The organism is Stenotrophomonas sp. 96582_Sma (assembly GCF_056480905.1).
Genome location: NZ_CM151122.1, coordinates 4,592,716 through 4,613,767, shown reverse-complemented (window position 1 = coordinate 4,613,767; position 21,052 = coordinate 4,592,716). Strand labels below are relative to the sequence as shown.

Genomic DNA, 21,052 nt, shown 5'->3' with positions numbered 1-21,052 from the left:
AATCCATGATTCACGAGCAGGTCAGGGAGGATAACAGGCTGCGAAATGTCGCCGAAACCCATCGAACAGCGATCAATTGCATGTAACGTCCGCTGATTCATTTTTTCTGCAGCGCAGCATCGCGTTGCTGCGGTCCCTCCCCGGTTGCCCTCGGGGGACACCCTACGCCCACGCAGGGAGACCGCAGGCCCTGTCGCACAGGGGCTGCCGTCGACGGGCGGGAGGTGGGGAACGGATCACCGGTGCAGGCTGGCAGGGCCGTCGTGGAGTGCGGGTGACGGAATCTGCCCGTTCAGGAAACGAGGGGCACCGTCGGCCACGGGCAGGTCAGTAGCGCCAGTCGAGCTTGCGGTAGAACTTGGCCATCACCCAGGCCGGGCCGATCAGCAGGTAGGTCAGGTCGGTCAGGAAGCTGGGCTTGCGGCCCTCGAACTTGTGACCGATGAACTGCGCGATCCAGGCCACAACGAATACACCCACCGCCAGCCAGAACAGGTTATGCAGGCCGATCTCGGCCTCCAGCAGGCGGCATAGGCAGCCGAATACGAAGAACTGGATGAGCATGCCGATGCCCAGCGGGCGCGACAGCTTGTTGTAGAAGCACCAGGCGCTGAACATCGCGAACGCCGACCAGATGCCGTACTGGAACCAGGTGATCAGCGGCGGCAGGCACCACAGCAGGGCCACCACCGACCACAGGATCGCCGGCACCGCCACCACGTGGATGCGCTGGTTGATCAGATTGCGGTGGTCGTCGGAGTAGCTGGCGAAATAGCGGTCGATCGGCCGCGCAAGCTCGGTGGATGTCTGCATGCTGCGTTGCTTCCTCGGACAACGGTAGTGCCGGCCGCTGGCCGGCAATCCAGAGCATAGCCGAGTTCGCGAGGTTGCCGGCCAGCGGCCGGCAGTACCCCAGGCAACCGGCAGTAGAGCCAGGCCATGCCTGGCTGCAGGTTCGCGAGGTTGCCGGCCAGCGGCCGGCAGTACCGCATTCAGAACGCCCCCAGCCAGACCGGCGGGGGGCGCAGGTCATCAGTCGACGCTGATCCCGGCCAGGCGCTGCAGCGCCTCGGCGTACTTGGCGCGGGTGCGCTCGATGATCTCGGCCGGGATGGTCGGGCCCGGGGCGGTCTTGCCCCAGTCCAGCGTCTCCAGGTAATCGCGCACGAACTGCTTGTCGTAGCTCGGCGGGCTGGTGCCCACTTCGTACTCGTCGGCCGGCCAGTAACGCGAGGAATCCGGCGTCAGCATCTCGTCCATGATGTACAGGCGACCATCGGCGTCGGTACCGAACTCGAACTTGGTATCGGCCAGGATGATGCCGCGCTCGCGGGCGTACTCGGCGGCGAACTTGTAGATGCGCAGGGTGGCATCGCGCACGCGCTCGGCCATCTCGGCACCGACCTGCTTCACCATCGCATCGAAATCGATGTTCTCGTCATGGTCGCCCACGGCGGCCTTGGTCGAAGGGGTGAAGATCGGCTCGGGCAGCTGCTCGGCCTGGCGCAGGCCGTCGGGCAGGTCGATGCCGCTGACCTTGCCGGTGCGCTGGTAGTCCTTCCAGCCGCTGCCGATCAGGTAGCCGCGGGCGATCGCTTCCACCGGCACCGGCTTCAGCTTGCGGGTGACCACCGCGCGCTTGGCGTACAGGGCCGGGTCCACGCCTTCGGGCAGCACGCTGGCCACGTCGATGCCGGTCAGGTGGTTGGGCATCAGGTGCGCGGTCCTGGCGAACCAGAAGTTGGAGACCTGGCAGAGCATCTCGCCCTTGCCCGGAATCGGGTCGGGCAGGACCACGTCGAACGCCGACAGGCGATCGGTGGCCACCATCAGCAGGTAGTCGCCCGGCGGGGTCCCTGCTGGCAGCCGCTCGCGCGGGATATCGAACACATCACGCACCTTGCCGCGATGGCGCAAGGGCAGGCCGGGGAGATCGGATTGCAACAGCGTGGTTGGCACGGGCACTCCTGGGGCGTTGTCGATACGGCTGCTGCCCAACGGACCCGGCGGGCCCGCTGACCAGCGGGCGGCCTAGTGTAAAGCCGTCCGGGCCCGCTGTGACGTAAAATGAGCGTCCATTTCGTCGGTCGACCCCGGAGCGCCATGCGCTGGTACGGAAAACTGCTCGGATTCATCGCCGGCGCCCTGCTGTTCCGGCCCAATCCGTTGTTTGGCGCGGTGGTCGGCCTGTTGATCGGCCATGCCTTCGATTCGGACTGGTTCCGCCTGAACAAGGAGAACCCGTACCGGGAGCTGGGGCTGACCTCCGAGGCCACCGATGCCGAGGTCGAGCGCGCCTACCGCAGGCTGATCTCGCAGTACCACCCCGACAAGCTCGGCGGCGCGGCCCCCGAGCTGCAGCAGCAGGCCGAGCAGAAGTCGCGGCGGATCAATGCCGCCTACGACCGCATCAAGACCCTGCGCAAGCGCTGACCCTCTTTCCTACCGTTGCAAGGCCCGGCCATGTCCAACTGCCTCATCGCCCCCTCCATCCTGTCCGCCAACTTCGCCCGCCTCGGCGAGGAAGTCGACAACGTCCTCGCCGCCGGCGCGGACTGGGTCCACTTCGACGTGATGGACAACCACTACGTGCCGAACCTGACCATCGGCCCGATGGTCTGCCAGGCGCTGCGCAAGCACGGCGTGACCGCGCCGATCGACGTGCACCTGATGGTCGAGCCCGTGGACCGCATCATCCCGGACTTCGCCGAAGCCGGTGCCACCTACATCAGCTTCCACCCGGAAGCGAGCCGCCACGTGCACCGCACCATCCAGCTGATCCGCTCGCTGGGCTGCAAGCCGGGCATCGTGCTCAATCCGGCCACCCCGGTGGACATCCTCGACTGGGTACTGGACGATCTGGATCTGGTGCTGCTGATGTCGGTCAACCCGGGCTTTGGCGGCCAGGCCTTCATTCCCTCGGCGCTGGACAAACTGCGCGTGGTGCGCAAGATGATCGACGCCAGCGGCAAGGACATCCGCCTGGAGATCGACGGCGGCGTGAAGGCCGACAACATCGGCGAGATCGCCGCCGCCGGCGCCGACACCTTCGTTGCCGGTTCGGCCATCTTCAACGCCAAGACCAGCTACCAGGACGTGATCGCGCAGATGCGCGCGAACGTCGCTGCGGCGCGCTGACAAAAAGGGGATGGAGGGGATTAAGCTCGCCTGATTCCCTCCGTCTCCCTTTTCCGCCCATGGCTCTGTTGAACATCCGTCCGGCCACCGTTGCCGATGCCGGCCTGATCCTGCATTTCATCCGCGAACTGGCCATCTACGAGAAGGCCGAGCATTCGGTGCAGACCGACGAGATCGGCATCGCCGAAAGCCTGTTCGGTGCCGATGCCACGGCGCGCGCGTTGATCTGCGAAGCCGACGGCGAGCCCATTGGTTACGCCGTGTATTTCTACAACTACTCGACTTGGCTGGGCCGCAAGGGCATCTACCTGGAAGACCTGTATGTCAGCCAGGAAAAGCGCGGCGCAGGCGCCGGCAAGGCGCTGCTGAAGTACATCGCACGCCAGGCCGTGGCCGAGGGTTGCGGTCGTTTCGAATGGTCGGTGCTGGACTGGAACACCCCGGCCATCGAGTTCTACACCGCCGCTGGCGCCACGCCGCAGGACGAGTGGACCGTGTACCGGCTGCAGGGCCAGGCATTGCACGATTTCGCCAACGGTTGAAGCGAAGTGCATCCACGCATGGCGTGGATCTACCAACCGGGTGGGTGCAAACCGCAACACTGTGGGTGCGAACCGCAGCCTGGTGGGTGCGAACCGCAACCCGGTGGGTGCGAACCTTGGTTCGCACTCCCTGCGAACTCCAAAAAAAAGCCACGCCAATCACTGGCGTGGCCTCGCTGCATGCGTGGGAGGCTGATCCTGCCTCCATCCGTCGTCCCTGCTATGGCCTTCCATTCTCCAGCAGCTGAATGACACCTGCGTGACATTCACTGCGGACAAACGGCGCATTGCTAGCCTGTGCCACCCCCGTCCTGGAAGCACCGCATGACCACCCCGCGCTGGCGCCTGATCCTCAACGGAAAATCCGCAGGCAATGACGAGCTGCGCGACGCGGTCGGTCATTGGCGTGGGCAGGGCGTGCAGCTGGAAGTGCGGGTGACCTGGGAAGACGGTGACGCCGAACGCTACGTGGCCGAGGCGATCGATCATGGCGTGGACGTGATCGTGGCCGCCGGTGGCGACGGCACGCTCAGCGCGGTGGCCGAGACACTGGCGCATCGTGAGGAGCCGGCAGATGCGTTGCCCTCGCTGGCGCTGATCCCGATGGGGACCGCCAACGACTTCGCGACTGCGGCCGGCATCCCGACCGAGCCGAAGGCGGCCTTGGCCTTGATCGGGCAGGCCACGCCGCATGCCATCGATCTGCTGCGCGTGGACGCCGATGGCACGCAATGGTGGTGCGCCAACCTCGCCAGCGGTGGCTTCGGCACGCAGGTGACGGTGGAGACCGATGCCGGCCTGAAGAAGATGCTGGGCGGGCTGGCCTACGTGATCACCGGCATTGCCAAGCTGGGGCGGATCGAGCCGATCCATGCGCGCCTGTCGGGCCCGGATTTCGCGTGGGAAGGCGACTTCATCGCGCTCGGCATCGGCAATGGCCGCCAGGCCGGTGGTGGCCAGCAATTGTGCCCGCAGGCGCTGATCGATGATGGGCAGCTGGACGTGACGGTGCTTCCGGAGCTGGAAGGTGAAGTCACCGCCACGCTCGGCCAGATGCTGAAGTCGGGCACCCAGGCCGCACTGGAACAGCTGGCAACGCGCGCGCGCCTGCCGTGGCTGCAGGTGGAATCCGAGCGTCCGTTGACGCTCAACCTGGACGGCGAACCGGTACAGGCGCGCCAGTTCCGCATCGCGTGCGTGCCGGGCAGGGTGCGGATGCACCTGCCCGTGGGCTGTGCCCTGTTGTCCGAGCCGCGCTGAGCCGGACCGGAAGTTCTACAACGGGGGGATGTCCTGCTCCTTCGCCGGGAACCCGAATGCTTCACGCTTTTCGCGGATGTACTGCGGCAGCGGCGGCCGGGCAATGCCGTGATCGATCAGCCACTGCTGGCACTTCTTCTGCCAGGGCAGCAGGTCCGGTGTGGTGATTTCCCAGTAGATGGCTTCGACCATGGCCATCCGATCGGGCGCGCCCGGTTGCGCCGATGACGGCGATGCAATCGTGGGGTCCGCACCATGCTCAAGCAGCCAGTAAGCCTGCTCGAAGCCGCCACGGCCGGTGTACCAGCTGAGAACGGTATCGGCCTGGCCGATGTTGGATTCGTTGACGTGCGCGCCTCGCTCCACCAGCAGCTGGATGTTCTTCCACAGGTTGCCGGAAATGAAAGCCTGGAACAGCAGCGTTTCGGTATTGGAGGTGCGCGTGTCCGGGTCGCCGCCATGATCCAGCAGCAGGGCCAGGTAGCGCGGATCGTCCATCTTCGCGGCATAGACCATGGCGTTGTTGTGGCGGAACGTCTCGCCGTCCAGCGTTTCAATACGCCGTGCATTCGGGTCGGCGCCGTTGTCGAGCATCGCGCGCAGGCCTTCCAGGTTCCGTGCGCGCAACGGCCACGCGATGAGCGGAATGCCATCCTGCTTCGAGAACTCCTTGTCGGGGTTCACGCCTTCGGTCTTGATCAGACGCGTGATCGTCGCTGCATCACCCTGTTCGGCGGCGATGGCCAGTTCAAGTGCCTTGCCCTCGAAATAGCGCTCCGCGCCATGTGAAGACGTGCGCGCGCAGGCGCTCAGCAGCATCAGCAGCATCAGCGCCAGGCAGGAAAATGGCGTAAAGGAACTGTGAGGGTGACGGTGCATGTGATCCCTTGACATGGACGCGTTCGGGGGATGATAGCGTTGGCCGTGGTCATTCCAGCAGGTCCTGGATGACCGTGTCTTCACTGATGAGCAATGGAGTCTGCCATGAGCGGTCACGATCCCGAGCAGCAGGAACGCCTGTTGCAGGCCCGCGCCAAGAGCGTCCAGGCGCAGCAGCACCTGGTCGAGCAACTGCAGGGAGGTGGACATGCCACCGAGGCGGCGCGCTTGCGCGAGACCTATCACGCCCGCGAGCTGGGTTCGCTTGCTGATGATGTGTATGCCTCGGCAAAGGGCAAAGGTGAACCGCCGGTCGGGTGGACGCGAGCCAGTGCTGTGACCGACCCGGACACGCTCAAAGCGGCGGGCATCAGCCTGGGTACGGCCGACCTGAAGAAGCTGATGCGGCCGAACGACTCGGGTTTCCGCGCGGAGATCTACATTCCGGACAAAAGGGTGTTCGGTGATGACGCCAAGCCGGTGCTGGTGTTCAAGGGATCAACGGGCGAAATCATCGATCCCCGGGCGAAAGGCGGGCGGCGTGAGTCCGGAGGCGAGGATTTCCTCAACAATGGACGCCAGGGCGTAGGCATGCAGAGCGACTACTACGATCGGGCCATGGCACTGGCGAGTCGCTTGAAGACCTCTGGTACCCAGTTTGAACTCGCCGGTCATTCGCTTGGTGGCGGCATGGCCTCTGCCGCTTCGGCGGTTACCGGTGTACGTGCGACCACCTTCAATTCGGCGGGGCTGCATCCGGCCACCGCCGATCGCTACGCGAAATCCAACGGATTGCCGGTGTTCAACACGCGCGACACGGTGCACACCTACCAGACGTCGGGTGAAGTGCTCAACGATGTGCAGAATGGATTGAAGCGGCTCAACGAGCATCACCGGCAGGGCTTTGGCCTGTTGGCCAGCGAGACCAGCCAGCTGCTGCGTCAGCCCGGCGTGCAGCAGATGGTTACCCGCAAGCTGCAGGAGATGATGCCGGCGGGTGCGCAGACGGCCACGGCCCAGCTGGTTGACCAGCTGGCGTCGAAATCCGGGGCAGAGGCATTGCGCAATGTTCCGGTGGCCGCGGGCAGGATGGAACTGTTGCTGGACGCCAAGACCGAAGTGAACGGAAAGGTGGTGGACCGCCGCCATCGAGAAGCGCCAAGCCAGCTTGCCGAATACGGTGGCCCGCTGGCCGAGGTGCTGATCGCAGGTGCGCGCGGCATGCGTGCCGGACGGGTTGCCGGTGAACATGTCGAGCAGGTCGGCGTGCTGGCGGGCCGGGGCATGAGCTTGTCCGGCGTGGCCGTCGAGCGTGCGTCGACCCTGCAGGGAAATGCGATCGGCACCGTGGTCGACTACGGTGGCAAGAGCATGCGGGTGGGCATCGAAGGCGGTGCGACGGTCATTGCCAAGGGGCGCGAGCTGCAGGGTCTGGTCGAATCGGTCAGCCACCGCGTGCAGGCCAAGGGCAGTTACGGCTGGAACATCGGGGCCAGCGTGCTGGGTGCGCTCGGTGCCGACGACATGGCCAGACAGATGCGTGAGCACGGTGATGCGGCGCGCAATCAACACGAAACCAAGGCCCGTGAAGCCACCCGTGAAGCGGCGGCGGATGCCGGCCGCATCCGTGCCGGCGGCCATCATCTGGGCGGCCAGCTGCAGCAGGGCGTGCATGGCGTGGCCAATGGGCTGCGCAACGGCTATGCCGTGTACGGCGCGACTTTCCACATGGGCATGAACTGGAGCAGCCATCAGATCACCGGGCTGACCTCGCAGGCGCCGGCCGTGCTGGCCGGCACCGTCGGGCTGGGCGCGATGGCCAACAAGGGCATTGCCACGCACCTGCCCACGCCGGCACTGCCGCAGAACCTGGTCAACCTGGCCAAGACGTCGTGGGTGATCGGGCGCGGCAGTGCGACCATGGGGGAGTCGGTGGACCGGCATGGCATGAGCGAGACGATGAACCCCAGTCTCGACGCGGCAATCGCGAGCCAGGAGGCGGCCGCGCGCAAGCTGCTTGGACGGCCGCATGCGCAGCTGCAAGAGGGGGGCGCGAAGATACCCGCGCTGAACGATCCGGGGCACATCGATTTCCATCTGTTCAAGGGCGCGCAGACCGGTGTGCACGGCCTCGATGTGGCACATGGCCGCATCCCGAACCTGCAGAGCGATCAGCTGGCCGGGGCGTTGGCTGCGCAGGCCAAGCGCGAAGGGTTGCAGGCCATCTCCCATGTGCTGCTCAGTGACGACCGCACGCGGGCATTCGCGATCGACACCCCGGATCTGCAGGCGGCCCACCGCCGACATGCGCATGTGGACGTGGCGGCCGGCATGGCCCAGCCGCTGGCCGTGAGCACGGCGCAGGTTGACGCCCTGAACACCGGTCGCGAACAGGCGACGGCAGCCGGACTGGCACAGCAACAGGGGCTGGAGGCCCAGGACAACGCCCGGCGGATGGGCTAATGGCCGAATGAACCGCGACGCCGCGACGGGGTTCCCCTCCCGCCCCGGCTGCGATACAGTCAAGGGGTGTCCAGCCTGACGACCCCGCATACCCTTTCTTCCGCACGCCGTTGGTGGCGATGGTGGCCCGTTGCCGTCGTCCGCCCCCATAACGCTGTGTCCCGGAAGGAAAGTCGTCTTGAACTCGCACGCTCAGTTTCTGCAGCAGGCCGCTGAAGGCCACACCCATATTCCCGTCGTCCGTGAAGTGCTGTCCGACCTGGACACGCCGCTTTCGGTCTATCTGAAGCTCGCCGACGGCCCCAATACCTACTTGTTTGAATCCGTCGAAGGCGGCGAGCGCTTTGGTCGTTACTCGATCATCGGCCTGCCGGCGCGCCGCGTGTATGCCTTCCATGGCCACACGCTGACCGTGCGCGAAGATGGCCAGGTGGTGGACACCCGCGAGGTGGCCGACCCGTTCGCCGAAGTCGAGGCGCTGCGCAGCGCCCACTCGGTGCCCAAGCTGGAAGGCCTGCCGGGCTTCACCGGTGGCCTGGTTGGCTGGTTCGGCTTCGAGTGCATCGGCTACATCGAGCCGCGCCTGGCCCCGCCGGCTGGCCGCGATGAGCTGGGTACGCCGGACATCCTGCTGCTGGATTCCAACGAGCTGGCGGTGTTCGACAACCTCAAGGGCCGGCTGTACCTGATCGTGCATGCCGACCCGCGTGTCGAGGGTGCGTTCGAGCAGGCCCAGGCGCGCCTGGATGCACTGACCGCCAAGCTGCGCGCGCCGGGTGCTGGTTATCCCGCACCGCTCAACAGCGATGTGCTGGACGAGTCCGATTTCGTCTCCGGTTTCACCCGCGAAGGCTTCGTCGATGCGGTCCAGCGCAGCAAGGAATACATCCGTGCCGGCGACATCTTCCAGGTGGTGCTGAGCCAGCGCCTGAGCGTGCCGTTCAAGGCGCGCCCGGTGGATGTGTACCGTGCGCTGCGTGCACTGAACCCGTCGCCCTACATGTATTTCCTCGATGTCGGCGACCTGCAGGTGGTAGGTTCCTCGCCGGAAATCCTGGTGCGTCTGCAGGATGGCGAAGTGACGGTGCGCCCGATCGCTGGCACCCGGCCGCGCGGTGCCACTGTCGAACAGGACCTGGCGCTGGAAGCCGAGTTGCTGGCCGATCCGAAGGAGCGCGCCGAGCACCTGATGCTGATCGACCTCGGCCGTAACGATGCCGGTCGCGTGTCCAAGGCCGGCACCGTGGAAGTGGGCGAGCAGTTCGTGATCGAGCGCTACAGCCACGTCATGCACATCGTCAGCGAAGTGACCGGGCAGCTGCAGCCGGGCCTGAGCTATGCCGACGTGCTGCGTGCCACCTTCCCGGCCGGCACGGTCAGCGGTGCGCCGAAGATCCGCGCGCTGGAAGTGATCCGCGAGCTGGAACCGATCAAGCGCAATGTCTACGCCGGCAGCATCGGCTACATCGGCTGGCATGGCGATGCCGATACCGCGATCGCGATCCGCACCGCGGTGATCAAGGACGGCCGCCTGTATGTGCAGGCCGGCGCCGGCATCGTCTACGACTCGGACCCGGACAAGGAATGGGACGAGACGATGAACAAGGGCCGCGCGCTGTTCCGCGCCGTCGCCCAGGCCGCCAAGGGCCTGTAAGCCTGCCTCGCCACGGCCGCTGCGCCGTGGTCGTTCCGCCGTTCCCGTTCAAGACAAGGAGTACCGCATGAAGCTGCTGAGCGCATTGCTGTGGTCGTCACTGCTGGCCACGATGGCCCCGTCTGCGTGGGCGCAGGCCAACACCATTCCCTCGCAGCCGCACCTGCTGGTGAAGGGCGAGGCGCGCCGCGAGGTGATGCCCGACCGGTTCGGCCTGCAGTTGAATATCGAAGAGACCGACATGGATGCCGACGCCGCGCGCCGCCGCGTGCAGGACAACGTCGCGCGCGTGCTGGCGCTGTTCAAGCAGCACAAGGCGGTGGAGGGCAGCGTGCGTGCGGACAATCTGCGGATCGGCCCGGCCACGCGCTATGAGCAGAACCGGCAGGTCTTCGTCGGCACCCGCGTGTCGCGCCAGCTGCGTGCCAGCTTCGCCAGCGTGAAGGCGATGCAGGACGTGCTGGGTGCACTGAAGGCCAACGAGAACCTGCAGGTCAGCAGCGTGGCCCCGACCTACTCGGGCGAAGTGGCGCTGCGGCGCGAACTCAAGGGTGAGGCCGCCGCGTCGACGCGCCAATCCGCGCAGGGCCTTGCCAATGCCTACGGCACGAAGCTGCGCGGGCTGTACAGCATCTCTGATGTGGCGCCGAACTTCGCCTATGGCGTGCAGGCGGGCAATTGGCCCAGAAGCGACGACATGGTGACACCGCCATCGCCGCCGTCACCTGCGGCGCAGATGGACATGATCGAGACCACCGGCTCACGCCTGCGCGAATCCATCGAAGCCGGCCCCATCACCTACACCGAAAACGTATACGCCATTTTCCTGATAAGCGACGGAACCTGACCATGTTGTGGATGATCGACAACTACGACAGCTTCACCTACAACCTCGTGCAGTACCTGCAGACGCTGGGCGCCGAGGTGAAGGTGGTGCGCAACGATGCGATGAGCGTGGACGAGATCGCCGCGCAGAAGCCTGAGCGCATCGTCATTTCGCCCGGCCCGTGCACGCCCAACGAAGCGGGCGTGTCGCTGGAACTCATCCAGCGCCTGGGCCCGACCACGCCGATCCTCGGCGTGTGCCTGGGCCACCAGGGCATCGGCCAGGTCTACGGCGGTACGGTCATCCGCGCCGGCAACATCATGCATGGCAAGACCTCGCCGATCCGCCATGAAGGCAAGGGCGTGTTCGCCGGCCTGCCGGACCGTTACCAGGCCACCCGCTACCACTCGCTGGTGGTGGACAAGAACAGCCTGCCCGAGGTGCTGGAAGTGACCGCCTGGACCGAGAACGACGACGGCTCGATCGAAGAGATCATGGGCCTGCGCCACCGCCAGTTCCCGGTGGAGGGCGTTCAGTTCCACCCCGAATCCATCCTCACCGAACACGGCCATGCCCTGCTGCGCAATTTCCTGCAGCGTCCGGCCGCCTGATCCCAGGAGCATTCCCATGAGCTTCTCCCCCCAGGAAGCCCTGCAACGCACCATCGAGCACCGCGAAATCTTCTTCGACGAGATGGTCGACCTGATGCGGCAGATCATGCGCGGCGATGTCTCGCCGATGATGACTGCCGCCATCCTCACTGGCCTGCGCGTGAAGAAGGAAACCATCGACGAGATCGCCGCTGCGGCCACGGTCATGCGTGAATTCGCGCTGGCGGTGCCGGTGGCCGATACCACCCACCTGGTCGACATCGTCGGCACCGGCGGCGATGGCTCGCACACCTTCAACATCTCCACCTGCGCGATGTTCGTCGCGGCCGCGGCCGGTGCGCGCGTGGCCAAGCATGGCAACCGCAGCGTGTCGTCCAAGTCCGGCAGCGCCGATGCAGTCGAAGCACTGGGTGCGGCCATCGAGCTGCAGCCGGCGCAGGTGGCCGCGGCCATCGAACAGACCGGCATCGGTTTCATGTTCGCGCCGATCCATCACCCGTCGATGAAGGTGGTCGCGCCGGTCCGCCGCGAGATGGGCGTGCGTACCATCTTCAACATCCTTGGCCCGCTGACCAACCCGGCCAGCGCACCGTCGGTGCTGATGGGCGTGTTTCACCCGGATTTAGTGGGTATCCAGGCACGCGTGCTGCGCGAGCTGGGCACCGAGCGCGCCATGGTGGTCTGGGGCCGCGACAACATGGACGAGATCTCGCTGGGCGCCGGTACCCTGGTGGGCGAGCTGCGCGACGGCAAGGTACGCGAGTACGAGATCCACCCGGAAGACTTCGGCATCGCGATGTCGGCCAGCCGCAACCTGCGCGTGGATGGCCCGGAGCAGTCCATTGCCATGCTGCGCGCCGTGCTGGACAACCAGCCCGGTCCGGCGCTGGACATCGTGGCCCTGAACGCCGGCGCCGCGCTGTACGTGGCCGGCGTGGCCAGCGACATCGGCGACGGCCTGGCCCGTGCCCGTGCCGCCATCGCCAACGGCAGCGCCCGCCAGCGCCTGCAGCAGTATGTAGAGACCACCCGCGCGCTGGTTGCCTGAGCGCGCGGTTCAGCCTGACCCTCTTGATGGCCGATAATGGCCGTCCTCACCGCCCCCGCACCGAATCGAAGACGATGAGCGACATCCTGCAGACGATCCTGGCCCGCAAGGCCGAAGAAGTGGCCCAGCGCCGTGCCCAGCGTCCCCTCGAGGACCTGCAGGCCGCCGTGGCCAGCGCCCCGCCGGTACGTGGCTTCGTGCGCGCGCTGCAGGCGGCAGTGGCCAACGGCGATCCGGCGGTGATCGCCGAGGTGAAGAAGGCCAGCCCGTCCAAGGGTGTGATCCGCCCGGATTTCCGCCCGGCCGACATCGCCGTCAGCTATGAGTTCGGCGGCGCCAGCTGCCTGTCGGTGCTGACCGATGTGGACTTCTTCCAGGGTGCCGATGCCTACCTGCAGCAGGCCCGTGAGGCCTGCACGCTGCCGGTGCTGCGCAAGGACTTCGTGATCGACGCCTACCAGGTGTACGAGGCGCGCGTGCTGGGTGCCGACTGCATCCTGCTGATCGTCGCTGCGCTGGACGACACGCAGTTGGCCACGCTGTCCGAACTGGCGATGTCGCTGGGCATGGACGTACTGGTGGAAGTGCACGACATCGACGAGCTGGAGCGTGCGCTGCAGGTACCGGCACCGATGATCGGCATCAACAACCGCAACCTGCGCACCTTCGAGGTGTCGCTGCAGACCACGCTGGACATGCAGCAGGCGGTGCCGCGCGATCGCCTGCTGGTCACCGAGAGCGGCATCCTCGGTCCGCAGGACGTGGCGCTGATGCGCGATGCCGGCATCCACTCGTTCCTGGTGGGCGAAGCCTTCATGCGCGTGGAAGAGCCGGGCGAGGGCCTGCGTCAGCTATTCTTCGCGGCATGAAAACGCACTATCCGACGCCGCGCGACGATGCGCCGCTGGTGGTCTTCGATTTCGACCACACCCTCTACGACGGCGATTCGGGTACTCACCTGTTCGCTTCGCTGATCAAGCGCAACCCGCTGCGCATGCTGGCGGCGCTGCTGGTCACGCCGATCGCCGGGCCGATGGTGGCGCTGCTGCCGACCCGCCGTACCGGCATTTCGGTCTATGTGTGGATCGGCAGCTTCGGCCTGCACCGTGCGCGCGATTTCAACAAGGTGATCGACGCCTATGTGCTGCGCAACGAGGCGCAGATGCGCGCCAAGCTGCTGCCACAGGCGCTGGAGGTGTTCGCAGCGCACCGGGCCAAGGGTGACCGCGTGGTGGTTGCCACGGGCGCGCCACCAGAGCTGGCACGCGCGATCCTGGCCTTCGTCGCCCACCAGGACGTACCGGTGATCGGCACCGAGGTCGGCCCACGGCTGGGTGGCGTCGGCCCGACCCGCCACTGCCACAACGAAGAGAAGATGCGCATGCTGCGCGAGCGCGGCTACGGCGACATCGATATCGCCTACTCCGACAGCACCGCCGACCTGCCGTTGCTGCTGGCCGCCAAGGCGCCGGTGGTGGTGAACCCGAAGCCGGGCAGGGTGGACTTCTTCCGCCGCGTGCTGCCGGCCGGCACCCGCATCCTCAACTGGGGCTGCGTGGACCGCGGCGGCGACAAGGCGTAACGCGCGGAATCCGCCGGGGATGGGATGACGGAGTGCCGGGCTGCGACCCGGTAGTGCCGGCCGCTGGCCGGCAACTTCATGATTGCGGAAGGGCTTGCGGGGTTGCCGGCCAGCGGCCGGCACTACCGAATCCCGTGCAGCTAGCGCCGGGCCATGCCCGGCGAGCGCTCAGCGCGCCAGATACCCGGTCAGCGCATGCCCGATCTGGAACAGGCTGATGCCCAGCACCAGCACGCCCACGGCCACCAGCACCCAGCGCTCCTTCAGGCGCTTCACCAGCAGTGCGGCCACCGGCGCGGCCATCATGCCGCCGATCAGCAGGCCGGCCACGATCTGCAGGTGATGCAGCCCCATCGACAGCAGGAACGTTGCTGAAACTGTCAGGGTGACCACAAACTCGGCCGCGTTCACCGTGCCGATGGTGGTGCGTGCCTGGCCGCCGCGGGCCAGCAGGGTGGAGGTGGCCACCGGCCCCCAGCCGCCCCCGCCGCTGGCATCCAGGAAGCCGGCCACGAAGCCCAGCACGGGCACCCGCTTGACCTCGCCCTTGGGCATCAGGCGGCCGGCGGCACGTGCCAGGATGATGATGGCCAGCACCAGCAGGTACAGGTAGATGAGCGGGCGGATCACCTCGCCGGGCAGCTGGGTCAGGCCGTAGGCACCCACGGCGCCGCCTACGGCGCCGGGCAGCGCCAGGCGCAGGAACAGGCGCTTATCGACATTGCCGGCGACCAGATGCGACACGCCGGAGGCGCCAGTAGTGAACACCTCGGCGGTGTGGATGGCTGCACTGGCCTGCGCGGGCGGAATGCCCATGGCCAGCATCACTGACGACGACACCAGGCCGAACGCCATGCCCAGCGCGCCGTCCACCAGCTGGGCGCCCAGGCCGATGAGGATGAACCACCAGAATGCGCTGCTCAGTTCCATGTACCGAGCCTAGCGCGTGAAAGAGTGCGGACCAAGGTCCGCACCCACCGGGTGCTCAACGGTCAACGGGTGCCGTACAGCACCACGGTCTTGCCGCGGGCATGCAGCAGGCCGTCGGTCTGCAGCTTCTTCAGCACACGGCCGGCCATTTCACGCGAGCAGCCGACCAGGCGTGCCAGCTCCTGGCGCGAGACGCGCAGCTGGCTGCCCTGCGGATGGCTCATCGCCTCCGGCTCCTGCGCCAGGTCGTGCAGGGTGCGCACGATCCGGTCGGTAACGTCCAGGAATGCCAGGCGGCTGGCCTTGCGGCTGGTGTCGAGCAGGCGCTTGGAGATCTGCTGGCCCAGCGCGTACAGCAGGCGCGGGGCGTCGGCCGACAGCGGGCCGAGGAACAGCTGGTGCAGGCGCTCGTAGCTGATTTCGGCCAGCTCGCAGGCGGTACGGGTCCGCAGGATCACCTCGCGGCGGTCCGATTCAACGAACAGGCCCATCTCGCCGACGAACTCGCCGGCACCGAAGTAGCCCAGCACCAGCTCGCGATCGTCATCTTCCTCGGCCATGATCGAAACCGAGCCGCTGATGACGTAATACAGGGTTCCCGCCGGGTCACCGGGTCGGAAGACGTCGGTACGGGTGGGGTATCGCCGCCTGTGGCTGTGCGCCAGGAAACGATCGATTGTGGCGATATCCAGGGCCAGTGGACTGCTAGCTAGGCGCACGGTTGACACGATAGGAGCGCTCCCTCTGCGCATGAACGGATTCACGGGGTCGATAGCGGAGCTTAACCAGCGCAATTGTTAAGGGCAAACAGTGTGCCAGATGTGAGCGCTCTTCACGTTCCCCCCGGGGACAGTTTGCCCCATAATTCCCCCTTTCCCTTCTTACACAGGAATCGACCGCCGTGGTCAAGCCGTTGCCTCGCCTGAGGCTGCAGGGTTTCAACAACCTCACCAAGGCGCTGAGCTTCAACATCTATGACGTGTGTTACGCGCGCACCGAAGAGGAGCGTCAGCGTTACATTGAATACATCGATGAAGAGTACAACGCCGACAGGCTGACTCAAATCTTGACCGATGTCGCCGAGATCATCGGCGCCAACATCCTGAACGTGGCCCGCCAGGACTACGATCCGCAGGGTGCCTCGGTGACCATCCTGATCTCCGAAGAACCGGTGATCGACAAGAAGCAGGCCGGCAAGGAGCTGATCTCCGATGCCGTGGTCGCGCACATGGACAAGTCGCACATCACCGTGCACACCTATCCGGAAACGCACCCGCAGGAAGGTATCGCCACCTTCCGCGCCGACATCGACGTGGCCACCTGCGGCGTCATTTCGCCGTTGAAGGCGTTGAACTACCTGATCGAAAGCCTCGAGTCGGACATCGTGATCATGGACTACCGCGTCCGTGGCTTCACCCGCGATGTGAAGGGCAAGAAGCACTACATCGATCACAAGATCAACTCGATCCAGAACTTCCTGGCCAAGAACATCAAGTCGCGTTACGAGATGTTCGACGTCAACGTCTATCAGGAAAACATCTTCCACACGAAGATGCACCTGAAGGACTTCGACCTGGACCAGTACCTGTTCGAGGAAAAGGCCAAGAACCTGTCGTTCAAGGAACGCATGAAGATCGAAGCGCTGCTCAAGCGCGAGATCGAAGAGCTGTTCCACGGCCGGAACCTGTCCGAGTAAGCCCCATGTGCGATGCCCGCAGGCATCGCCGCCCAGGCGGGACGACCCGCCCCGTGGAACCAGTGCCCCGCACGCGTTACAGTTCCACGGTGATGTACCGACCCACGGCCCGGTGTGAAAACACCGGGCCGTTTCGTTTTTCTCAAAAAAGGTAAGGAGCCCCCACCCATGCCCTGGATCTACCTGCTGCTGGCCGGCCTGTTCGAGATCGGTTTCGCCCTCGGAATGAAGTACTCCGAAGGCTTCAGCAAACCCCTTCCCACCGCTGCCACGGTCGTGTCCGCGCTGATCAGCCTGTACCTGATGAGCCAGGCGATGAAGAGCATCCCGGTCGGTACCGCCTACGCGATCTGGACCGGTATCGGTGCCATGGGCGTGGCGGTGCTGGGCATCTACCTGTTCAACGACAGCGCATCGCCGGCCCGCCTGGCCTGCGTGGGCCTGATCGTGGCCGGTGTGATCGGCCTGAAGCTGGTCTCGCCCAATTAACTGGTAGTGCCGGCCGCTGGCCGGCAACCTCCGGATCTTCTGCGGCGTCTGCGTGGTTGCCGGCCAGCGGCCGGCACTACCTGGCGGTCACAGCCGGTAGGCGATGGTCTTCATGACCTTGGAAGCCAGCGCCATCGCGCCCGGGATCGGGAACGGCAGGCGGCGTGCGCCGGCCTGCTCGGCGTGGTCCGCATGGCGGGCCTCGTCTTCCTTCATCACGGCGATGACCGCGCGGCTGCGCAGGTCGCCGGCCGGCAGGTCGACCAGGTGCTCGTCCAGATGGGCTTCCACCTGGCGCTCGGTCTCGACCACGAAGCCCAGGTTCCAGCCGTCGCCGCGCAGCCCGGCCAGGGTGCCGATGGTGTAGCTGCCGGCGTACCAGAGCGGGTTGAACAGGCTCGGACGGCTGTCCAGTTCGCCCAGGCGGGTGGCGCACCAGGCCAGGTGGTCGGTTTCTTCCTGGGCCGCTTCCAGCAGGTGTTCACGCGTGGCCGGGTCGCGGGCCACGGCCGCCTGGCCGAAGTAAAGGCCCTGTGCGCAGACCTCGCCGACGTGGTTGATCCGCATCAGGCCGGCCGCGTGGCGGCGTTCGGTGCTGTCCATGCCCGGCTCGTCGGTGTCCGCAGCCGGATAGGGGCGGGCCGCCGGCGGGTTGCCGAACACCGTGTCCAGGGCGCGCTGCGCCTCGGTCAGCAGGTGGTCCAGCGGGGTGATCTGGCGGAGCACGGTCATGGCGGTACACGGTGGGGCGGAAGACCCCGCGATTCTCGCCCGACCCCGTCCCCCTGCCAACCCGGTCAAGGGCCGGCTTGCAACGGGGGGCTGACCTGCGTACAATCCCGCCTCTTACGCTTCACCTTTTCACAACGCGTGGCAGAGTTCCGGCGAGCCTTTCGCCGCAATGAGCCCGACCTAACCTAGAGTTCTTCATGAGCACTTTCACTGCCAAGAACGAGACCGTCCAGCGCGACTGGTACCTCGTCGACGCCGAGGGCAAGACCCTGGGCCGTCTCGCCACCGAGCTGGCCCGCCGTCTGCGTGGCAAGCACAAGCCGGTCTACACCCCGCACGTTGATACCGGCGACTACCTGGTCGTCATCAATGCAGAAAAGATTGCCGTCACCGGCAAGAAGCTGCAGGACAAGATGTATCACCGTTTCACCGGTTACATCGGCAACCTGAAGACCGAATCCCTGGCACAGGCGCTGGAGCGCCACCCGGAGCGCGTGATCGAGATCGCCGTGAAGGGCATGCTGCCGAAGGGCCCGCTGGGTCGCCAGATGTACCGCAAGCTCAAGGTCTACGCCGGCACTGAGCATCCGCACGCCGCACAGCAGCCGCAGGTTCTGGATATCTAATCATGGCTATCACTCAAAACTACGGCACTGGCCGCCGCAAGTCCTCCACCGCTCGCGTGTTCCTGCGCAAGGGTTCGGGCAACATCACCGTCAATGGCCGTCCGCTGGACGAGTTCTTCGGTCGTGAGACCGCGCGCATGATCGTGCGCCAGCCGCTCGAGCTGACCAAGAACACCGAAAGCTTCGACATCCTGGTCACCGCCGCTGGCGGCGGCACCACCGGCCAGGCCGGTGCGATCCGTCTGGGCATCGCCCGTGCTCTGGTCGAGTACGACGAAACCCTGAAGTCCGAGCTGCGCAAGGCTGGCTTCATGACCCGTGACGCCCGTGAAGTCGAGCGTAAGAAGGTCGGTCTGCACAAGGCCCGCCGCGCCACTCAGTTCTCCAAGCGCTGATCTACCGCGCCTGGTTGGGCTCCTTCGGGGGCCCGCTGGTTGGACAAGCAAAAGCCCGGCTTCGGCCGGGCTTTTGTCGTTCTGGGGTCGTGGATTTCCTGGTTGCCGGCCAGCGGCCGGCGCTACCCTTGGTCCGCATGCCTGACCCCGGTCTCTGTCTGGAGAAGAGCCCCCTTGTTGTTCAAGGGGGTGCGCCGACAGGCGCGGGGATAAGGTGGAATGCGCGACCAAATTAAAAGCAAAAGGCCAGATCTTTCGATCTGGCCTTTTGCTTTTAATTTGGCTGCCCCGGATGGATTCGAACCACCGAATGCCTGAGTCAGAGTCAGGTGCCTTACCGCTTGGCGACGGGGCAAAACGTGCAACTATTTTCTCACTTTTCACGCTGAACAACAACTTGATTTTCAGTGTGGTGGCTATGGGTGGACTCGAACCACCGACCCCAGCATTATGAGTGCTGTGCTCTAACCGGCTGAGCTACATAGCCTTGGTGAGCCCGCTATTCTGCGGATGTGTATCGCCCCTGTCAACACTTTTGTATCGTGCTTGTGGGCCGACAGGCGGCATGGGATAGTCCCGACCAGTAGATTTTTTAGGAGTCCGCATCGTGATCGATCCGGACGGCTATCGACCGAACGTCGGCATTGTGCTGATGCGGCAGGACGGACAGGTGTTCTGGGCACGACGTGTGCGCCGGGACGGCTGGCAGTTCCCGCAGGGTGGCATGAATACCGACGAGACGCCTGTCGAGGCCATGTATCGTGAACTGCAGGAAGAGACCGGCCTGCTGCCTGAGCACGTGGAAGTGCTCGGGGCAACGCCCGGCTGGCTGCGCTACAAGCTGCCGGCGCGGGCCATCCGCCGCAACGAGCGGCAGGTCTGCATCGGCCAGAAGCAGGTCTGGTTCCTGCTGCGCCTGACTGGCGACGAATCCCACGTGAAGCTGGACCACACCGACTCCCCCGAGTTTGACCACTGGCGCTGGGTGGACTTCTGGTACCCGGTGGAGCACGTGGTGATGTTCAAGCGTGGCGTCTATGCGCGCGCCTTGCGACATCTGGCGCCGTTGGCGCGCGGGGTGGCCGGGCAGGGCGTGACCGCCATGCCCAAGAGCGCTGCGGAGGCCTGGATGCCGGGCCATACCGCCGGGCATGACCGCCCACGCAAGCGCCCACGGACCCGCGGCTACTGGCCGAAGAAGGCCACCGGCGATGGTCCGGCCACGTGACCGGCTGAACCGTATCGAGAATGGTTCAGGTCTCTGATTGACAACCATTCTCGTTTCCATTGGAATAGCCAACAGGCCACTCTTGGCCTGTCAGCCCGGTTCACGCCTGTGTACGTCTGCATCTGCAACGGAGTCACCGACCACCAGATCCGCGAAGCCGCCAGCCATGGCGTCAGCACGGTGGCCGAACTGACCATGCGTACCGGTTGTGGTGCCACCTGCGGTTCCTGCCTGGACATGGCCGGCGATCTGCTGGCCAAGGCGCGTGCCACCCACGATCTGCCGCTGCCGGTCCTCGGTCTGGCCCAGGTCGCCTGATCGTCTCTTTCGCGGCGCGTTGACGCCGCGCTTTCGCATCCTTCACGTGCGGCCGCACAGGCCAATGCGCACGATTCGCGTTCCTTCACGGCCGCGCGCAAGGCGTTAAAGTGCCTGCGTTTTCAGCGTGCAGGAGCACCCCCATGAAGGGCGACACCAAGGTCATCGAATTCCTCAACAAGGTCCTCTACAACGAGCTGACCGCGATCAACCAGTACTTCCTGCACGCCAAGATGCTGAAGAACTGGGGCATCAAGGAGCTGGCCGAACACGAGTACAAGGAATCGATCGACGAGATGAAGCATGCCGACATGCTTGCCGACCGCATCCTGTTCCTCGAAGGCCTGCCGAATTTCCAGGCGCTGGGCAAGCTGCGCATCGGCGAGAACCCGACCGAGATCCTGCAGTGCGACCTGTCGCTGGAGCGCGACGGCGTAGTGACCCTGCGCGAGGCCGTGGCCTACTCCGATTCGGTGGGTGACTACGTCAGCCGCCAGCTGTTCGTGAAGATCCTCGACTCGGAAGAAGAGCACATCGACTGGCTGGAAACCCAGCTCGACCTGATCGAGCGTATCGGCGAGCCGAAGTACCTGCTCAGCAAGCTGGAAGAGTGACGTAGCGTCGAGCTTGCTCGA

At 65.6% G+C, this 21,052-nt stretch carries 24 protein-coding genes and 2 tRNA genes; 18 read left to right on the top strand and 8 right to left on the bottom strand.

Annotated features, from left to right (window positions below; all coding sequences use genetic code 11):
• Positions 1-327: 327 nt before the first annotated feature.
• Both ACZK2R_RS21645 and ACZK2R_RS21640 read right to left on the bottom strand, forming a co-directional pair.
• On the bottom strand, positions 328-813 hold the full coding sequence (locus tag ACZK2R_RS21645) for an Mpo1 family 2-hydroxy fatty acid dioxygenase (RefSeq protein WP_032127158.1): 486 nt from the start codon (positions 811-813) through the stop codon (positions 328-330).
• 219 nt (positions 814-1,032) lie between these two features.
• On the bottom strand, positions 1,033-1,959 hold the full coding sequence (locus ACZK2R_RS21640; protein WP_180838411.1) for a phosphoribosylaminoimidazolesuccinocarboxamide synthase: 927 nt from the start codon (positions 1,957-1,959) through the stop codon (positions 1,033-1,035).
• Between the two features lie 144 nt (positions 1,960-2,103).
• On the opposite strand from ACZK2R_RS21640, the gene ACZK2R_RS21635 reads away from it, so the two are divergent.
• The 4 genes from ACZK2R_RS21635 (at position 2,104) to yegS (ending at position 4,940) form a co-directional block, all read left to right on the top strand.
• A complete protein-coding gene (locus ACZK2R_RS21635) occupies positions 2,104-2,433 on the top strand; it encodes a J domain-containing protein (RefSeq protein ID WP_014038745.1) in 330 nt (109 codons plus the stop codon).
• A gap of 30 nt (positions 2,434-2,463) precedes the next feature.
• A complete protein-coding gene (gene rpe, locus ACZK2R_RS21630; protein ID WP_032127160.1) occupies positions 2,464-3,138 on the top strand; it encodes a ribulose-phosphate 3-epimerase in 675 nt (224 codons plus the stop codon).
• Between the two features lie 59 nt (positions 3,139-3,197).
• Positions 3,198-3,680, top strand: a complete 483-nt coding sequence (locus tag ACZK2R_RS21625; RefSeq protein ID WP_032127161.1) for a GNAT family N-acetyltransferase — start codon at positions 3,198-3,200, stop codon at positions 3,678-3,680.
• A gap of 324 nt (positions 3,681-4,004) precedes the next feature.
• A complete protein-coding gene (gene yegS / locus ACZK2R_RS21620; protein ID WP_032127162.1) occupies positions 4,005-4,940 on the top strand; it encodes a lipid kinase YegS in 936 nt (311 codons plus the stop codon).
• A gap of 15 nt (positions 4,941-4,955) precedes the next feature.
• On the opposite strand, the gene ACZK2R_RS21615 is transcribed toward yegS, so the two are convergent.
• Positions 4,956-5,999, bottom strand: a complete 1,044-nt coding sequence (locus ACZK2R_RS21615; protein ID WP_239669723.1) for an ankyrin repeat domain-containing protein — start codon at positions 5,997-5,999, stop codon at positions 4,956-4,958.
• Between ACZK2R_RS21615 and ACZK2R_RS21610 the strand changes: the two genes are divergently transcribed.
• The 7 genes from ACZK2R_RS21610 to ACZK2R_RS21580 all read left to right on the top strand — a co-directional run bounded on the left by ACZK2R_RS21610 (position 5,925) and on the right by ACZK2R_RS21580 (position 14,003).
• On the top strand, positions 5,925-8,282 hold the full coding sequence (locus ACZK2R_RS21610) for a Tle-like phospholipase domain-containing protein (protein WP_180838412.1): 2,358 nt from the start codon (positions 5,925-5,927) through the stop codon (positions 8,280-8,282). The two genes, ACZK2R_RS21615 and ACZK2R_RS21610, sit on opposite strands and share 75 nt — an antisense overlap.
• Positions 8,283-8,460: 178 nt before the next feature.
• Positions 8,461-9,936 carry an anthranilate synthase component I gene (trpE, locus tag ACZK2R_RS21605; RefSeq protein WP_049401669.1) on the top strand — a complete coding sequence of 492 codons (1,476 nt, stop codon included), beginning with the start codon at positions 8,461-8,463 and terminating at the stop codon, positions 9,934-9,936.
• A 67-nt stretch (positions 9,937-10,003) separates the two neighbouring features.
• Entirely contained in the window at positions 10,004-10,783 is a 780-nt protein-coding gene (locus tag ACZK2R_RS21600; protein WP_049461246.1) for an SIMPL domain-containing protein, read from the top strand.
• Between the two features lie 2 nt (positions 10,784-10,785).
• Positions 10,786-11,373 carry an anthranilate synthase component II gene (locus ACZK2R_RS21595; RefSeq protein ID WP_125895885.1) on the top strand — a complete coding sequence of 196 codons (588 nt, stop codon included), beginning with the start codon at positions 10,786-10,788 and terminating at the stop codon, positions 11,371-11,373.
• Positions 11,374-11,389: 16 nt separating this feature from the next.
• Complete coding sequence (gene trpD / locus ACZK2R_RS21590; protein ID WP_049401667.1) at positions 11,390-12,421, top strand: anthranilate phosphoribosyltransferase; 1,032 nt, start codon at positions 11,390-11,392, stop codon at positions 12,419-12,421.
• A gap of 74 nt (positions 12,422-12,495) precedes the next feature.
• On the top strand, positions 12,496-13,290 hold the full coding sequence (trpC, locus tag ACZK2R_RS21585; RefSeq protein WP_180838414.1) for an indole-3-glycerol phosphate synthase TrpC: 795 nt from the start codon (positions 12,496-12,498) through the stop codon (positions 13,288-13,290).
• A complete protein-coding gene (locus ACZK2R_RS21580; RefSeq protein ID WP_032127168.1) occupies positions 13,287-14,003 on the top strand; it encodes a haloacid dehalogenase-like hydrolase in 717 nt (238 codons plus the stop codon). The genes trpC and ACZK2R_RS21580 overlap by 4 nt, the downstream gene beginning before the upstream one ends.
• A gap of 168 nt (positions 14,004-14,171) precedes the next feature.
• On the opposite strand, the gene ACZK2R_RS21575 is transcribed toward ACZK2R_RS21580, so the two are convergent.
• Positions 14,172-14,933, bottom strand: a complete 762-nt coding sequence (locus tag ACZK2R_RS21575; RefSeq protein WP_014038735.1) for a sulfite exporter TauE/SafE family protein — start codon at positions 14,931-14,933, stop codon at positions 14,172-14,174.
• A gap of 62 nt (positions 14,934-14,995) precedes the next feature.
• Complete coding sequence (gene crp, locus ACZK2R_RS21570) at positions 14,996-15,685, bottom strand: cAMP-activated global transcriptional regulator CRP (protein WP_010482649.1); 690 nt, start codon at positions 15,683-15,685, stop codon at positions 14,996-14,998.
• A 149-nt stretch (positions 15,686-15,834) separates the two neighbouring features.
• On the opposite strand from crp, the gene speD reads away from it, so the two are divergent.
• A complete protein-coding gene (speD, locus tag ACZK2R_RS21565) occupies positions 15,835-16,629 on the top strand; it encodes an adenosylmethionine decarboxylase (RefSeq protein ID WP_006473908.1) in 795 nt (264 codons plus the stop codon).
• Positions 16,630-16,797: 168 nt separating this feature from the next.
• Positions 16,798-17,118, top strand: coding sequence for a DMT family transporter (locus ACZK2R_RS21560; RefSeq protein WP_005411314.1), 321 nt, complete (start codon positions 16,798-16,800; stop codon positions 17,116-17,118).
• Between the two features lie 87 nt (positions 17,119-17,205).
• On the opposite strand, the gene coq7 is transcribed toward ACZK2R_RS21560, so the two are convergent.
• Complete coding sequence (gene coq7, locus ACZK2R_RS21555; protein ID WP_049401665.1) at positions 17,206-17,850, bottom strand: 2-polyprenyl-3-methyl-6-methoxy-1,4-benzoquinone monooxygenase; 645 nt, start codon at positions 17,848-17,850, stop codon at positions 17,206-17,208.
• A 197-nt stretch (positions 17,851-18,047) separates the two neighbouring features.
• Here coq7 and rplM point away from each other — a divergent pair, with 197 nt between their 5' ends.
• The gene (gene rplM, locus ACZK2R_RS21550; protein WP_005414692.1) at positions 18,048-18,476 is read left to right on the top strand and encodes a 50S ribosomal protein L13; all 429 of its coding nucleotides are present in this window, start codon (positions 18,048-18,050) and stop codon (positions 18,474-18,476) included.
• Positions 18,477-18,478: 2 nt separating this feature from the next.
• A complete protein-coding gene (gene rpsI / locus ACZK2R_RS21545; protein ID WP_005411311.1) occupies positions 18,479-18,871 on the top strand; it encodes a 30S ribosomal protein S9 in 393 nt (130 codons plus the stop codon).
• A gap of 280 nt (positions 18,872-19,151) precedes the next feature.
• Here the strand turns inward: rpsI and ACZK2R_RS21540 are convergent.
• Positions 19,152-19,226: transfer RNA gene (locus tag ACZK2R_RS21540), tRNA-Gln, on the bottom strand.
• Positions 19,227-19,281: 55 nt separating this feature from the next.
• Positions 19,282-19,358: transfer RNA gene (locus ACZK2R_RS21535), tRNA-Met, on the bottom strand.
• A gap of 120 nt (positions 19,359-19,478) precedes the next feature.
• Between ACZK2R_RS21535 and ACZK2R_RS21530 the strand changes: the two genes are divergently transcribed.
• From ACZK2R_RS21530 to bfr, 3 genes are all read left to right on the top strand, one after another.
• A complete protein-coding gene (locus tag ACZK2R_RS21530) occupies positions 19,479-20,099 on the top strand; it encodes an RNA pyrophosphohydrolase (RefSeq protein WP_032127170.1) in 621 nt (206 codons plus the stop codon).
• 108 nt (positions 20,100-20,207) lie between these two features.
• Entirely contained in the window at positions 20,208-20,417 is a 210-nt protein-coding gene (locus ACZK2R_RS21525) for a (2Fe-2S)-binding protein (RefSeq protein WP_005411309.1), read from the top strand.
• 143 nt (positions 20,418-20,560) lie between these two features.
• Positions 20,561-21,031 (top strand): bacterioferritin, encoded by a 471-nt coding sequence (gene bfr, locus ACZK2R_RS21520; protein WP_005419804.1) that lies wholly within the window; start codon positions 20,561-20,563, stop codon positions 21,029-21,031.
• Positions 21,032-21,052 lie beyond the last annotated feature (21 nt).

Bases quoted from the DNA above. Each gene is read 5' to 3' on its own strand.
- ACZK2R_RS21645 (WP_032127158.1), bottom strand. From the start codon at position 813: ATGCAGACATCCACCGAGCTTGCGCGGCCGATCGACCGCTATTTCGCC.
- ACZK2R_RS21635 (WP_014038745.1), top strand. From the start codon at position 2,104: ATGCGCTGGTACGGAAAACTGCTCGGATTCATCGCCGGCGCCCTGCTG.
- rpe (WP_032127160.1), top strand. From the start codon at position 2,464: ATGTCCAACTGCCTCATCGCCCCCTCCATCCTGTCCGCCAACTTCGCC.
- ACZK2R_RS21625 (WP_032127161.1), top strand. From the start codon at position 3,198: ATGGCTCTGTTGAACATCCGTCCGGCCACCGTTGCCGATGCCGGCCTG.
- yegS (WP_032127162.1), top strand. From the start codon at position 4,005: ATGACCACCCCGCGCTGGCGCCTGATCCTCAACGGAAAATCCGCAGGC.
- ACZK2R_RS21610 (WP_180838412.1), top strand. From the start codon at position 5,925: ATGAGCGGTCACGATCCCGAGCAGCAGGAACGCCTGTTGCAGGCCCGC.
- ACZK2R_RS21600 (WP_049461246.1), top strand. From the start codon at position 10,004: ATGAAGCTGCTGAGCGCATTGCTGTGGTCGTCACTGCTGGCCACGATG.
- ACZK2R_RS21595 (WP_125895885.1), top strand. From the start codon at position 10,786: ATGTTGTGGATGATCGACAACTACGACAGCTTCACCTACAACCTCGTG.
- trpD (WP_049401667.1), top strand. From the start codon at position 11,390: ATGAGCTTCTCCCCCCAGGAAGCCCTGCAACGCACCATCGAGCACCGC.
- trpC (WP_180838414.1), top strand. From the start codon at position 12,496: ATGAGCGACATCCTGCAGACGATCCTGGCCCGCAAGGCCGAAGAAGTG.
- ACZK2R_RS21580 (WP_032127168.1), top strand. From the start codon at position 13,287: ATGAAAACGCACTATCCGACGCCGCGCGACGATGCGCCGCTGGTGGTC.
- ACZK2R_RS21575 (WP_014038735.1), bottom strand. From the start codon at position 14,933: ATGGAACTGAGCAGCGCATTCTGGTGGTTCATCCTCATCGGCCTGGGC.
- crp (WP_010482649.1), bottom strand. From the start codon at position 15,685: ATGCGCAGAGGGAGCGCTCCTATCGTGTCAACCGTGCGCCTAGCTAGC.
- ACZK2R_RS21560 (WP_005411314.1), top strand. From the start codon at position 16,798: ATGCCCTGGATCTACCTGCTGCTGGCCGGCCTGTTCGAGATCGGTTTC.
- coq7 (WP_049401665.1), bottom strand. From the start codon at position 17,850: ATGACCGTGCTCCGCCAGATCACCCCGCTGGACCACCTGCTGACCGAG.
- rplM (WP_005414692.1), top strand. From the start codon at position 18,048: ATGAGCACTTTCACTGCCAAGAACGAGACCGTCCAGCGCGACTGGTAC.
- rpsI (WP_005411311.1), top strand. From the start codon at position 18,479: ATGGCTATCACTCAAAACTACGGCACTGGCCGCCGCAAGTCCTCCACC.
- bfr (WP_005419804.1), top strand. From the start codon at position 20,561: ATGAAGGGCGACACCAAGGTCATCGAATTCCTCAACAAGGTCCTCTAC.